Raw genomic sequence first — 13,717 nt, forward strand, 5'->3', positions numbered from 1 at the left:
TTCAAGTCGATCCGTCGGTCGGGGTATTCCCGACACCTCACCGTTCAACCGGCCCGCCGCCGATGACCTGATCGAGGAACTCCGGCGGCAGTGACGCCGGATTCGACCGCTCACCTGCGCGGATACCTGTCGCGACCGCCTCGACTAGCCGCCGGAATCGGTCACCACCATCCAGCGGGAATCGCACCAGCCCGGCCGCCCCGCACTGCTCCAGGACCGACACGGTGAGTTCCTGGGCCTCCTCGAACCGTCCCGCCGCCGCGAGGCACACGGCGAGGAGTCGTTGCGCCCGCAACAGCGCCCGTCGTCGCCCGGTCCCGGTCAACCTGTCGACCCACCACTGCGCTCGCCGACACGCGGCGTCGGACGCGTCGGGACCATCGTCGGAATCCATCAGCAACCGGATCGCGGTCTCGGCGTCGAGCTGCGCGACGACCGCGGCGATGCCCTCGCTCGGCGTATCCCGGTCGGTATCGACGCGGGGCACGATCGGCCGCCGAGTCGGGAGTTGCCGCGTCACCTGCTCGTTCTCGGCGAGGGCACGGAGTCGTGGGGTGCCGAGCCGGCCGGCGACATCCACGGCTTCGTCGAGATACTTCGCCGCGGTCTCACGATCGTTGTGGCACAACGCCACTCTCGCCCCGATGAGGTGGCGGGCCTCGATCATGTCGACGACCCCCTCCGCGGCCCCGATCAGGGTGCTCTGACCGAGGAGCCGCTCGGCCTCGGCCAATTTGCCACGCTCATACAGGATCTCGGCGAGGAGAGCACAGGCGAGTCGGGCACCCTGGGACAGCACCGGCGAGCCACGTTCGCGCGACAACCGCAGCCCCACACGGAAACACGCCTCGGCATGGTCGAGGTCGAGCTGCTCGAGGTAGGCCAGCCCGTCGAGGCTGTAGCCGTACATCACCGCAAACGGCCCCTTGTTGCGCTGGTGCGCCGGGATCGCGCTCTGCTGCCAGCGGTGAGCGCCCTCGAAGTCGAATCGGAACATGGCACTCAGCGTTCCGACGTTGTGCACGGTGGACACCAGGAACGGCGACAGCTCGTCGGTCTGCGTGACGAGCCTCGTGCTCAGCTCGTCGAGCCCGTCGACGCGGTCGGAGATCGCGCCCACGCAGGCGCGGGCGATCTCTGCCTCCAGACGTATCCCGGCGCCGGCCTCGGCCTGCGGCAATCGCTCGAGCGCGCAATCCACACGATCGAGTGCCGTGTCGGCATCCGCCGTGCGATGGAGCAAGAGATTCGCCCATGCCACTTGCAGCTGGAGGATCGGATCGGCCTCGACCGTCACCGGCGGGAGCTTCTCGATCAGCGCGAGCAGGGCGGTCATCCGGGAATGCTCGATCAGCGACTGACCATCGGTCTCGACCAGTTCCACCGCACGGTCGACGTCCCCGGCGGCCAGCGCGTGATCGACCGCCTCCGCCAGCATGCGGTGCGCCGCGAACCACTCCGACGCCGTGCGGTGCAAGGACGTGATCACCTGCGGCTCATCACGTTCGAGGCGTCGACGGAGGAACTCGGCGAACATCGAGTGGAATCGGAACCACTCGGCCGCCTGGTCCGTTCGGGCCAGGAACAGGTCCTGCATCTCGATCTGCTCCAACATCGCCTGCCCGCGCGGCTCACCGGTCAGGGCGGTGGCCAACCCGGCACAGATGCGTTCCGGAAGAGACGCCTTGAGAAGGAACTGCAACACCTCGGGTTCCAGGGCGCCGAGGACGTTCTCGGCGAGGAAATCCCCGATGGCATGGTGGCGTCCGGAGATGTGACCGATGAGTTCCGTAGGCGCGTCCGAGGTACGCAGGGACACGCACGCCAGCTGCAGCGCGGCGACCCACCCGTCGGTGGAGCTCCACAGCTGGTCCACATCGTCGTTGCCCAGCTCCAGCCCCGCGACGTCACGCAAGAACCGGCCGGCCTCGGCCGCGTCGAAACACAAACGGGTCATGTCGATCTCGACGATCTCGTCGTGAACTCGGAGACGACCGATCGGGAGGCCGGCCCGCGTGCGGCTCGTCACGATCATCTGCCAGTGGTGACATCCGTGTTCCAGCAGATAGTCCATCACCCCGAGGACCGCGGGATCGCTCACCCGGTGCCAGTCATCGACGATGAGTGCGAGATTTCGGCGGCGGGAATGGATGTCGTTGATGAGGGAGGTGAGCACGTACTCCTGGGCGCGTTCGCCGTGCTCCTCGACGACGGCGGCCAGGTCACCGACGAGCTCGGGTTCGGCGCGGCCGAGCGATTCGACGAGGTTCGCGAGGAACCGCACCACGTCGTTGTCGCCGTCGTCGACCGTCAGCCAGGCCACCGCCACATCAGCGTCCACGAGACGTTCCGCCCACTGCGCCGCGAGCGTCGTCTTGCCGTAACCGGTCGGGGCGTGGATGAGCATCAGACGCCGGCGTTCCCCGTCTCGGAGCGCGTCCATGAGCCGGGCACGCGAGACCTGGGCGCGCGGTCGCAGTGGCGGCCGGAACTTGGTCGACGGCGTCGGCGGGCCGGTCGTGATCCGGCGACGCGCCGACTGGGGCGCGGACGGGTAGACCGCCGGACCGGCCGGCAGAGCCATCTCGTCAGGCGGTTCGCCGAGACGCCGCTGCGCCTCGCGGAGCTCCTCCCCCAGCGCCGCCGCTGAATCAGGACGGTTCCGGGGCTCTCGGGCCATCGCGTGCTCGATGCAGCGCGACACCTCGACCGGGAACCCGGCCGCCGAGAGGTCGGGCACTCCTTCACTCGCCACCCGGAGGAAGTGGGCGACCACCTGCTCGCCGCTGCGACGCTCGAAGGCGGCGTGCCCGGTCAGCGCGCAGAACAGCGTCGCGCCGAGGCCGTAGAGGTCGGCGGCCACCGAGGGCGGATCACCGGCCAACAGTTCCGGCGCGGTGAATGCCGGCGAACCGGTCACCAGATCGGCGTCGGTCTCGAAGCCGCCGGAGATCCGCGCGATCCCGAAGTCGGTGAGCTGTGGTTCCCCGTATTCGGTCAGCAGGATGTTGCCGGGCTTGATGTCCCGATGCAGGGTGTCGGCGCGGTGCGCGGTCTCCAGTGCGCCCGCCAGTTTGACGCCGTACCGCAGGACCTCCTGCCAGGCGAGAGGTCCGCCCTTGCGGATGCGCGCATCCAGCGAGGCGTGCGGGTGATATTGCATCACGATGAACGGAAATCCCTCGGGGGTGGAACCGACTTCGAGGATGTTCACGATGTTGGGGTGGCCCGACAACCGTCCCATGGCCCGCTGTTCACGAACGAACCTTTCGAGGTTCTCGGCGTCGAGGTGATCGGTCAGGACCTTCACCGCGACGTCGCGGTCCAGGGCCGGCTGCCGACAGCGGTACACCGCTCCGTAACCACCTCGGCCGATCTCGACCGGGTCGGTGAAACCTGACGCCACCAGTTCACCGGCGACGTCGCGGACGGCATCGCGTTGTGTTGTCAGCGGATCGTTCTCGGCCATGACTTGCCTCGATCGCGTGTCGATCGCCTGGTGCTCTGTCCAGAGTACTCACGCCGGGCCGGGCCCTCTGAGGGTTCGATACGGGGGAAGATTCATCAAGTTTTTCTGCTGTGATCCCGCCCTCGGGTTTGCAACCGCCGACATCTGTGAAAGAGTTGTTAGCGCAGCCATCGGTCTTGGTGGTTGCGCTCACTGAAGAAAGAAGTACAGCAGTATGGCACAGGGAACCGTCAAGTGGTTCAACGGCGAAAAGGGCTTCGGCTTCATCGCTCCCGACGATCAGGGCGCAGACGTCTTCGTCCACTACTCCTCCATCACCGGTAGCGGCTTCCGCAACCTCGAGGAGAACCAGCGCGTCGAATTCGACGTGGAGCAGGGTGCCAAGGGCCCCCAGGCTACCAACGTCAGCGCGCTCTGAGCTCCTGACTTTCGCGAAACGCCCCTTCGGCCTCTCGGTCGGACGGGGCGTTTCGTCGTTTCCGGGGCGTCACAGCCATATCTGATAACGTTCGTGGTCAGATGCTGGTCTGACGCGGACGGGAGACGAGTGTGCCGCTCGACGAGAACTCACTTCTCTGGCGCTATGTCGGCGACCGCCGGTTCGTCATGTCGATCTGCCGAGCCGTCTCGCTGCAGATGCTGCACCCGTCGATTGCCTCGGCCACGCACCGGTTCTCGATGGTCGAGAGTCGTGTCTTCGTCCACAAACGACGGACGACTCCCTGCATCATCCGGTCGGCCTATGAGGACGACTTCGACGCTCTGCGCCGAATCCGCTACAGCCACGACCACTTTCACGGTCGACGACCCGACGGGCGGCGCTATCACGCACTCAATCCCGCGACCTTCCTCTTCGAGCACGCGACCTACGTCGACGCGCTCTTCACCTGTGTCGACGTGTTCTTCGGGGGGCTCGATCCCGAAGAACGCGAGCGGTTGTATGCCGAGACCCGCGAGTGGTACGGCCGATACGGCATCTCCGCCCGCGAGCTTCCGGCGACGCTGACCGACTTCGACGAGTATTTCGCCGACGCGCTGGTGACCGAACTCGATCCCGACCCGGGGCTCGGGTGGTACCGAGCGCAACTGCTGCGGCCCGACTACTGGTACTTCCGCGCACTCCCCTCCCCCGCCGTGCGCGCCATCCAGCACCCCGCGGCCGCCGAGCATCTCGGCGTGACGCCGTCGCGGTCCGACCAGCGCAGCCTGGCGCTCACCGCATCGATACTGCGGGCCGCCGACACGGTCGCCCCCACCCGCAACATCTGGCCGGGTGAGGTGCGCAGCAAGGTACTCGCGGCGCGTCGGCCGTCCTGACGAAAACCCGCCCTCCCCGATGTAGTCCACGTCACAATGAGGCGTGGTGCGGCCCGAGGAGACGTGAGGGTGATGCAGGTGACCGATCCGGTGGTGGTGCTGACCAAGGCCCGCACGTCGTGCGAGATGCGGGCAGTGCGTGAGTGGACATCGGCGAACTACCCGGACGCGACGATCTCCCGATCGGTGGAGCTCGACTTCGACGCGATGGCGCCGGAAACGCTCCTCGTCCCGGTCCGGGCGGTGTGGCTGCCGGCCGTCCGGCAGGGCGAGCGACGGGTCACCCTGGGCGACGTGCTGGTGCTGTCCAATCCGCGGCGTCCGCTCGGCGCGGTTCAGCCGCTGATCCGCAGACGACGGCCGGACAGTCTTCGCGTCGTCGCCGGTGCGCCCGCCACGATCGCGGAACTGCGCGCCCGCTACACCCACCACCAGGCACAGGGTGAACCGTTCGCCCAGTTCGTCCTGTTCCAGGCGTCGATGTCGGCCGAGCGAGCCGAACGTCAGATCGTCGGCGACCGCTACAAGGTCCCCCGGCTGGTCGCCGAGCAGATCAGCAGTTCATCTCGATTCCGGACGGCTGCGGCCAAACTCGCAGCCGAACTGGGCCGGCCCACCGATGCGGTGGTCGCCGAGGCCACCGACAAACTCTCGACCTTCGTCGCCACTCAGAGCCGCCTCATGGACGACGTGTTCTCGGCGACCTTCAACCGGTTGCACGAGCGGGCCTGGAACGTCACGGTCGACGTCGAGAACCTCAACACCCTGCGCACGCTCAACAAGTCCACCGGTCTGATCTTCCTGCCGTCCCACCGGTCCTACGTCGATCCGCTCGTCCTCGCCAAAGTGTTGCGCACCAACGATTTCCCACCCAATCTGGTGCTGGGCGGCAACAATCTGTCGTTCTGGCCGGTGGGTCCGGTCGCCCGCCGGGCCGGGATGATCTTCATCCGACGGAAGTTCGGCGCGGACCCGGTCTACAAGTTCGCCATGCGTTCCTACCTCGCCTACATCGTCGAGAAGCGCTTCAATCTGGAGTGGTACATCGAGGGGGGTCGCAGCCGGACCGGCAAGCTGCGGAAGCCCAAACTCGGCTTGCTCACCTATGTCGTCGACGCCGTGGGCCAGCTCGACGAGGCCGACGTCACGATCGTGCCGACGTCGATCGTGTACGACCAGCTCCAGGAGATCGGCGCGATGGCGGCCGAGGATGCCGGTGGCACGAAGAAGCCAGAGGGGGTCGGGTGGCTGTTGCGGTACGCGAAGGCGCAACGCGACTACCTCGGTGAGGCGCGGGTGCGATTCGGCACGCCCATCTCGTTGCGAACCGCTCTCGACGAGGCCGGCGAAGGACGCGCGCGCCTCGAGAAGGTCGCGTTCCGGGTGATGGACGAGATCAATTCCGCCACACCGATATCGGCCACGTCGCTGGCCGGTTTCGCCCTCCTCGGCGCGCACGACCGGGCGTACACCCTCGCCGAGATCGAGGCGATCCTGGCTCCCCTGCTCGACTACATCCGCCGGCGCGAGCTGCCCGGACCGGACCCAGCCCTGTGCCGCGGGCTCGGCCTCACCCAGACCCTGCGTGTCCTCGCCGGCAACGGCGTCGTGAGCTGTTTCGACGGCGGGTCCGAGCCGGTGTGGTCCATCGTGCCGGACAACCATGCGGTCGCCGCCTACTACCGCAACGGCGCGCTGCACCATTTCGTCGACCGGGCGATCGTCGAGGTCGCCATGCTCGCCGTGGCCGACGGCGAGGTCCGGGCCGACGACATCCCGCCCGAGGAGACCCCGATCGGATACGACGAGACGGCCGACGGTCCGATCGCCGACGAGGGGTTGCTCGCCGCGTCGCAACGCGAGGCCCTTCGGATCCGGGACCTGCTGAAGTTCGAGTTCTTCTTCCCGCCCAAGACCGAGTTCCTACACCGCCTCGGCCTCGAACTCGACCTGCTCGCCCCCGGTTGGCGTGCGGTCACCCCGACCCGGGAATGGACCTATGAGGTACTGCACGGGCACACGGGCGGCCTCCTGGCCCGACGCACCCTGCAGCCGTTCTTCGACGCCCAGCTGGTCTTCGCGGCCAAGCTCGTGGAACTCGGCACGACGTCACACGACAAAGACGACCTGATCACCGACTGTCTGGGACTCGGTCGTCAGTTGTCGCTACAGGGTGTTGTGCGCAGCAAGGATTCGGTGTCGAAGGACCTCTACGACGGCTGCTATCAGCTCGCCGACAACCGCAACCTGATCCACGGCGAGAACGTTGCGGACCTCGCTGCCGCGCGGCAGGCCTGGCTCGACGAGGTCGAGTCGATGCGCGGGCGGCTGGCGCGGATCGCGTCGATCGAGGACATCCAACCCGCCGTCTGGTCGGAGGTCACGACGTGAGCGCCTTCACCGACCGCATGCGGGCCATCCGATCTGCGCCCACCGGCAAGAAGGTCGCCGCGCTCTTCGACTACGACGGCACCTTGATCGAAGGGTTCTCCGCGGCGGCCATCATGCGGGCACGGTTGCGCAGCATGGAATTCGGGTTCGGTGAGCTCGCCGACTTCCTGCTGATCGGCTTGCGCGGCGTCGTCTCCGAACAGGACTACGCGGAGGTACTCGACGCCACGCGCCCGACCTTCGCCGGCAAGACGTACGCCGAGCTGATCGAGTTCGGCGAACACCTCTTCAAATACGAGACGGCAGCCAAGTTGCGGCCACAGATGTGGCAGATCCTGCGCGCGCACCGGGAGATGGGACACACCATCGTGATCGCGTCGTCGGCGACCCGATTCCAGATCGAACCCATCGCGCGGGAGATCGAGGCCGACTTCGCGCTCGCCACCGACGTCGAGGTCGTCGACGGGGTGGTCACCGGCAACATCCGGGGCCGACCGCTCTGGGGACCCGGAAAGGCCGCCGCGGTACGGACTCTCGCGCGCGAGCACGGTATCGATCTGACCGCCTCGTTCGCCTACAGCGACGGCAACGAGGACATCCCCTACCTCGAGTCCGTGGGCAACCCGGCAGCGGTGTCTCCTCGTCGAATCCTCCGGGCGGAGGCCGAATCCCGCGGCTGGCCGATCATCGACCTGAAGAATCCCACGTACAACCGGCTCGGGATGCTGGCCAGAACCGGCGCCTTCTACAGTTCCTTTCTCGCATCCGCCGCGGTGGGTGTCACCACCGGGCTCGTCCGACGCGATCCCCACGCACTCGTCGAGGCCCTGCCGACCGGCACCGACGTCGGGCTGTCACTGGCCGGAATCCACGTGCAGGTCCTCGAGGGCGGCGAGTACCTCACGTCGGCACGCCCGTGCGTGTTCCTGTTCAACCACCAGTCGAAGCTCGACCTGCCGGTGATGATCAACCTGGTCCGGTCCGAGGCCACCGGGGTCGCCAAGAAGGAGGTGCAGCGGGTCCCGGTGGTCGGTCCGATCCTGCAGCAGGCCGGGCTCGTGTTCATCGACCGCGCCGACCCGGGCCGCGCGATCGAACAACTGGCGCCCGCGGTGAAAGCGCTACGGGACGAGGGGATGTCGCTGGTGGTCGCACCCGAGGGCACCCGATCGCCCACCCCACGGGTGGGCCGGTTCAAGAAGGGGCCCTTCCACATCGCCATGCAGGCCGGTGTTCCCGTCGTACCGGTGGTCCTGCGCAACACCGGCGAGTTGATGTGGCGGAGCGCAACTCATCCGTCCGGGAACCGTCGAGGTGATGGTCCTGCCGCCGGTGGACACGAGCACCTGGTCACCAGAGGAGATCGGTGCCCGCGCCGAAGAGGTTCGGCAGTTGTACGTCAGCGCCCTGGCCGACTGGCCGCTGGACTTCTTCGCCGACGACGACGTCCGACCACCGGTCGAGGTCCCCGAGGAGAGGCAACTGTGAGCGACGAGACCGACCTGACCGATGGGGTGGACCGGCCGCTGGACTGGGCCAACGAGCCGCACATGAGCTCGGTGGACACCATCATGTGGCGCGGCGACACCGACCGGCGGATGCGCGGGACGATCTGCATGCTCGAGGTGTACGACTGCGCCCCGGACTGGGACCGGCTCATGGCCGCCCACGAATGGGGTAGCCGGATGGCACCGCGATTCCGGCAGCGCGTCGTCGACTCGCCGTTCGGCACCGGAACGCCGAGCTGGGCGGTCGACCCGGACTTCGACCTGCACTACCACCTGCGCCGAATCCGGTTGGGCGGCAACGGCAGCATGCGCGAGCTGCTCGTCACGTGTGAGCAGCTCGCGATGACCGCCCTCGACGCCGCCCGGCCGCCGTGGGAGGGCACGCTGATCGAAGGCCTCCCCGACGGCAAGGCGGCGTACTTCCTCAAGGCCCACCACGCCCTGACCGACGGCATGGGCGCCATCATCGGACTCGCACAGCTGCATTCGCCCACGCGCGAGCACAACCCGGGCAAACCGCAACCACCGAGTCCCGACCCGGTGAACATCACCTCCCTCGACCTGCTACGCCGTCAGGTGGGCGAGGAGATCCGGCGAATCCCGCACCGCGTGGACACCACCTTCCGCGGCGTACGCGCCCTGGCCCACCCTCGGCGAGCACTGAGTTCTGTTCTGCGATACGGGCGCTCGGTTCCGCGGGTCGCGGGTCTGGTCAGTCCACCCGGTTCCCCGCTGCTCGCGCACCGGAGCCTGTCGTGGCGTTTCAGCGCCTTCGAGGTCCCGTTCACCGACCTCAAGGCGGCCGCGACGGCGACCCATGCGTCGATCAACGACATCTACCTGGCCGGGCTCGTCGGCGGTTTCCGCCTCTATCACGAGAAGATGGGCACCCCGATCGAGACGATGCCGGTCGCGATCCCGATCTCGGTGCGCCGTCCGGAGGATCCGGCCGGCGGAAACCGCATCGCGGTGGGTCGACTGGCCGGACCGGTCGGGATCACCGACCCGTTCGAGCGCGTGCTCACCATCCGCGAACAGGTGCGCGTCGCCAGGCACGAACCGGCGGTCGACATCTTCAACACCCTCGGTTCGGTGATGGCCTGGCTCCCCGGTTCGGTCCTCATGCAGTTCAGCGGGACGACCAGCCAGAACGATCTCCAGGCGAGCAACGTGCCGGGCATCCCGTGGGACACCTACGTGGCCGGCGCCAAGGTCGAGCGGATGTTTCCCTTCGGCCCGCTCCCCGGTTGCGCGATGATGGCGACGATGATCACCCACAACGGAACAGCCTGTCTCGGAATCAATTCCGATGGTGCCGCGGTCACCGACCTCGAGCTGTTCGCGGACTGCCTCGTCGCCGGTTTCGGTGAGGTGCTCGCGCTGGCGGCCGACGACGAGGTGGTGCCGGGGGTTCTGCGGCGGGTGGTGTAGCCGACGCTCAGATCCGCCACTGCACGGGCCGGGAGATGATGTCGCGGAGCCGGCGGCGGTAGTACCGCGCGGATTCCTGGTTGAAGAAGTCCATCGCTGCCGCGGTCGCCTCGACATCGCGAGCGCGCATCGCGTCGAGGACGTCCTGCTGGAGTTCGTAGGCCGCGCGCCGCGTCGCGAGGGGATGCTCCACGGGTTCGGCGTCGCGGACGAGCAGCCACAACGTCTCCATCACCACGCGCAACGCGGGATTACCCGCCGCCTCGTACACCCCGCGCTGGAATGCGGCGTTGCTCTCCTGGAAGCTGGCGTGGTCCTCCAGATGATCCCGCATCCGGTCCAGAGCCGACTGCATCGACTCGACCTGCTCGTCGGTGACGTTCTGCGCGGCGGCCCGGGCCACCATCGGCTCGAGCATCAGACGGACATCGATGACGTCACTGATGTTCGCGCCGTTGATCTGGAGGAAGAGCTTCATGATGTTGCCGAGCGAATCGAGTTCGGGCCGTTTGGCTATCGGTCCGCCGCCGATTCCGGCCTTGATCGTCACGAGGTCGCGGCTCTCGAGGAGACGCAGCGCCTCGCGCACGGTCGTGCGGGCCACGCCGTACTCGCTGACCATCTCTTTCTCGGTCGGGAGGCGCTGGCCCTCGACGATGCCGCCGCCGAGGATCTCCTCGGCCACCATGTTGGCCACCCGCGCGGACATCTTCTGCCCGCGCGGCCGCCGGGTGGCGGGCTTGTCGGCGACGGTCATGCGGCTCCCGGGGTCGGCTGATCGGTCGGTGCCGACACCTTACCCGCCCGAACCTGCCGTCGAACTGAGATCGGGACCTGTCATCGTCGCCGAACGGGCGGTTGCGAGAGATGAACGGTCACTCTCCGAGCATCCCCGGTTCCCGGATCGCCGCGGAGCCGAAGGTCGCCGACCCGGCCGGGAGCTGACAGCTCCGACCCTATAATCGATTGACGACGACCCGTCGAACGCCCCTGGTGCTGTCGACACCGGCCCGCCGGAGGGGAACCCCCTCGCAAGCGAGTCGGGCCGCTGCGGGGCCCGACTCGTCCCGCCCACAGAAGGAGGACTCGTCATGAAAGCTGCTGTCTGGGAGGGAAGTACACCGAGACTCGCGGTCGAGGAGATCCCCCGCCCGACACCCCGTCGCGGCGAGATCCTGCTCAAGGTCACGGCATGCGGGGTCTGTCAGACCGACCTACACGTGCTGAAGTCCGAGGTCGCCTTCCCTGCGCCCGCGGTCCTCGGCCACGAGGTCTCCGGTGTGATCGAGCAGCTCGGCGAGGGTGTCGACACCCTCGCCGTGGGCGATCGGGTCGTGTGCAGTTTCATCATGCCGTGCGGCGAATGCCGCCACTGAGCACGCGGGTTGGACGATCTGTGCGAGAAGTTCTTCGCGCACAACCGACTCAAGGGCACGCTCTACGACGGCGAGACCCGTCTGGCCCGCGCGGACGGCAGCCCGCTCGCCATGTACTCGATGGGCGGACTCGCCGAATACTGTGTCGTCCCTGCCTCGGACGCGTTCGTCGTCCCCGACGGAGTGGGGCTGGGCGAGGTCTCCATCCTCGGTTGCAGTTCGTTCACCGCGCTCGGTGCGGTGAACAACGCCGAACTGCGGCTCGCCGATCGCATCGCCGTCGTCGCGGCGGGCGGCGTCGGGTCGTCGATCGTCCAGTTCGCCGCGGCAGCGGGAGTCGCCCAGATCATCGCCATCGACGTGAACGACGACAAGCTCCGGGCGGTGGCGGAACTCGGTGCGACGCATACCGTCAACTCCCGCGACACCGACGTCGTCGCCGAGGTCCGGGCACTGACCGGCGGCCACGGCGTCGACGTCGCCTTCGAGGCCCTGGGACATCCGAGCACCTTCGCCACCGCGCTCGACATCCTCGACGACGGCGGCCGCGCCGTGGTCGTCGGCATTGCACCGGCCGGCACGCCCGGCGAACTCGACCTGGCCCGCCTCGTACGCCGCAGCCTCCAGATCCGCGGCTCCTACGGCGCGAAAGCCCGACGCGACATGCCGGCGCTGCTGCGCATGGTCGCCGGGGGGATCGTGGAGCCGGAACGGGTGATCACCCGCCGCTATCGTCTCGAGGACGTCGACGACGCCTATCAGGCCCTCGCCCGCGGCGAGATCATCGGCCGGGCGATCATCGAGATGGGCTCCGAATGACGGCACCATGGTCATCATGGTCATGCTCGTCCTCGTCCTGATGGTCGGGACCGCCGCATCGGTGTGTGCGCTGACCGCTGCGTACGTCTATCTACGGCCCGGCGACGACCATCTCCGCGCCGAACGACTGGCCCGGCGCTGGCTGGTCGCCACCGCGGTCCTCGGGTTGACGGCCCTGTGCCTGCGATTCGGATGGGTGCTGCTGAGCTGAGGTCAGCGCCGGCCTCCCAGCAGAGTGCGGGATGGGTACCGGAAACCGGCACTCAGGCCGCACTCTGCGGATGCTTCGTCAGCGGTCGGCGCCCGCCGATGCTCCGACCAGGTCGGCGTCGTCGGTTGCCCGATCAGGAGCGTCGTCGGGCCGTGACCGCGCCACTCGGATCAGCAGTAGTGCCAGCAGGATCGCACCCACCGCCGAACCGGCGACGACCGCCCAACCGACGCGTTCGGCGACACTCCCGACGGACTCGTTCGACGCCTGGGGCGCGGCGTCGTCGGTCGCCACGGGCGTCAGGTTCGTCGACGCGTTGTCGAGGTCGTCGTTGATCGAGTTGAGGACACCCTGAAGTTGTTTCACCCCGGCGTTCACCTTGTCGGTGGCACTCAGCGTGTCCTCCCGCGCGGATGCGAGGCGGTTCAGACCCGTGGAGAGCTGGCCGGCCGCGGTCTGTGCTTGGGAGATCGCGGAGTCGATGCCGGCGGCGGCGGATTCGAGAGACTTCCGCATGGTCGCCAACTCGCCTTGCAGCGAGTCGAGGGAGCCGAGCTGCTCGCTGATCTCGCGACTCGAACCCTGGAGAGCGCGCAGCCGGTCGAGGGCGTCCGCCGACCCGGGGGTCCGCGCGGTCTCGAGGTAACCGATCAACGGTGTCACGAGTGAATCGAGTTGCGTGACGGAGTTCGACAGGGCGGACGCCTGCCCGAGCACGGCCGACACCGCGAGCGCACCGTCGTTGACCTGTCGTGTCGCCGACGACACGTCGGGCGCGTCGCCCAGACCGCGGACGAGCTGATCGGACGCCGAAGCGGCGGTGTCGACGGCGTCGAACATGTCGCGCGCGCTCGCCGTCGCGGTGGCGATGCCGCCGGTCGCGCTGTTCAGGCCCGCGGACATCAGCTGGAACATCATCTTGGCCGACGACACGGAGTCGCCTGCCGCGTCGATCTGCTCAGCCGGTGGTCTGGTGTCCTCGGCGTCCGCCGAGTCCGTGGGCAGCACCAGGTAGACGACCCCGCCGACCAACAGTGCAGCCAGCAGCACCGCAAGCGCACCCGCCGGCACCATCGACGCCGGGACACGCTTGCTCACAACAGTTTTCACACTCACAACGCCAGCCGATCCGAACTCCACCACGACTCTCGCGGACACGTCCCGGACGCACGCTACCGGGCCGGCGGACGACTTC

The 13,717-nt window shown here is 68.0% G+C and carries 8 protein-coding genes and 2 pseudogenes; 7 read left to right on the forward strand and 3 right to left on the reverse strand.

All coding sequences use genetic code 11. The features are described 5' to 3' along the window. Positions 1 to 37: 37 nt before the first annotated feature. A complete protein-coding gene (locus tag AC3B5T_RS06080) occupies positions 38 to 3,469 on the reverse strand; it encodes a serine/threonine-protein kinase (protein ID WP_055475954.1) in 3,432 nt (1,143 codons plus the stop codon). Between the two features lie 214 nt (positions 3,470 to 3,683). On the opposite strand from AC3B5T_RS06080, the gene AC3B5T_RS06085 reads away from it, so the two are divergent. The 5 genes and pseudogenes from AC3B5T_RS06085 to AC3B5T_RS06105 all read left to right on the forward strand — a co-directional run bounded on the left by AC3B5T_RS06085 (position 3,684) and on the right by AC3B5T_RS06105 (position 10,116). Then, positions 3,684 to 3,887, forward strand: a complete 204-nt coding sequence (locus AC3B5T_RS06085) for a cold-shock protein (RefSeq protein WP_004020476.1) — start codon at positions 3,684 to 3,686, stop codon at positions 3,885 to 3,887. 131 nt (positions 3,888 to 4,018) lie between these two features. Then, positions 4,019 to 4,786 (forward strand): oxygenase MpaB family protein, encoded by a 768-nt coding sequence (locus tag AC3B5T_RS06090; protein ID WP_055475953.1) that lies wholly within the window; start codon positions 4,019 to 4,021, stop codon positions 4,784 to 4,786. Between the two features lie 72 nt (positions 4,787 to 4,858). Further along, positions 4,859 to 7,177 (forward strand): glycerol-3-phosphate 1-O-acyltransferase, encoded by a 2,319-nt coding sequence (locus AC3B5T_RS06095; protein ID WP_055475952.1) that lies wholly within the window; start codon positions 4,859 to 4,861, stop codon positions 7,175 to 7,177. Then, a pseudogene (locus AC3B5T_RS06100) lies at positions 7,174 to 8,665 on the forward strand (HAD-IB family hydrolase). The gene AC3B5T_RS06095 and the pseudogene AC3B5T_RS06100 overlap by 4 nt, the downstream one beginning before the upstream one ends. Beyond that, positions 8,662 to 10,116: a wax ester/triacylglycerol synthase domain-containing protein gene (locus AC3B5T_RS06105; protein ID WP_055475951.1), complete on the forward strand. Its 1,455-nt coding sequence runs from the start codon at positions 8,662 to 8,664 to the stop codon at positions 10,114 to 10,116. Before AC3B5T_RS06100 ends, AC3B5T_RS06105 begins: the two are co-directional and overlap by 4 nt. Before the next feature lie 7 nt (positions 10,117 to 10,123). On the opposite strand, the gene AC3B5T_RS06110 is transcribed toward AC3B5T_RS06105, so the two are convergent. Beyond that, entirely contained in the window at positions 10,124 to 10,873 is a 750-nt protein-coding gene (locus AC3B5T_RS06110) for a FadR/GntR family transcriptional regulator (protein WP_010844600.1), read from the reverse strand. 334 nt (positions 10,874 to 11,207) lie between these two features. Between AC3B5T_RS06110 and AC3B5T_RS06115 the strand changes: the two are divergent. Beyond that, positions 11,208 to 12,311: pseudogene (locus AC3B5T_RS06115) on the forward strand (zinc-binding dehydrogenase). A 7-nt stretch (positions 12,312 to 12,318) separates the two neighbouring features. Continuing rightward, the gene (locus AC3B5T_RS06120; protein WP_488358430.1) at positions 12,319 to 12,522 is read left to right on the forward strand and encodes a hypothetical protein; all 204 of its coding nucleotides are present in this window, start codon (positions 12,319 to 12,321) and stop codon (positions 12,520 to 12,522) included. Between the two features lie 78 nt (positions 12,523 to 12,600). Here AC3B5T_RS06120 and AC3B5T_RS06125 read toward each other — a convergent pair whose 3' ends face one another. Next, positions 12,601 to 13,620 (reverse strand): hypothetical protein, encoded by a 1,020-nt coding sequence (locus AC3B5T_RS06125; protein WP_488358431.1) that lies wholly within the window; start codon positions 13,618 to 13,620, stop codon positions 12,601 to 12,603. Positions 13,621 to 13,717: the final 97 nt, after the last annotated feature.

The sequence above is a fragment of the Gordonia sp. G4 genome, assembly GCF_057770005.1.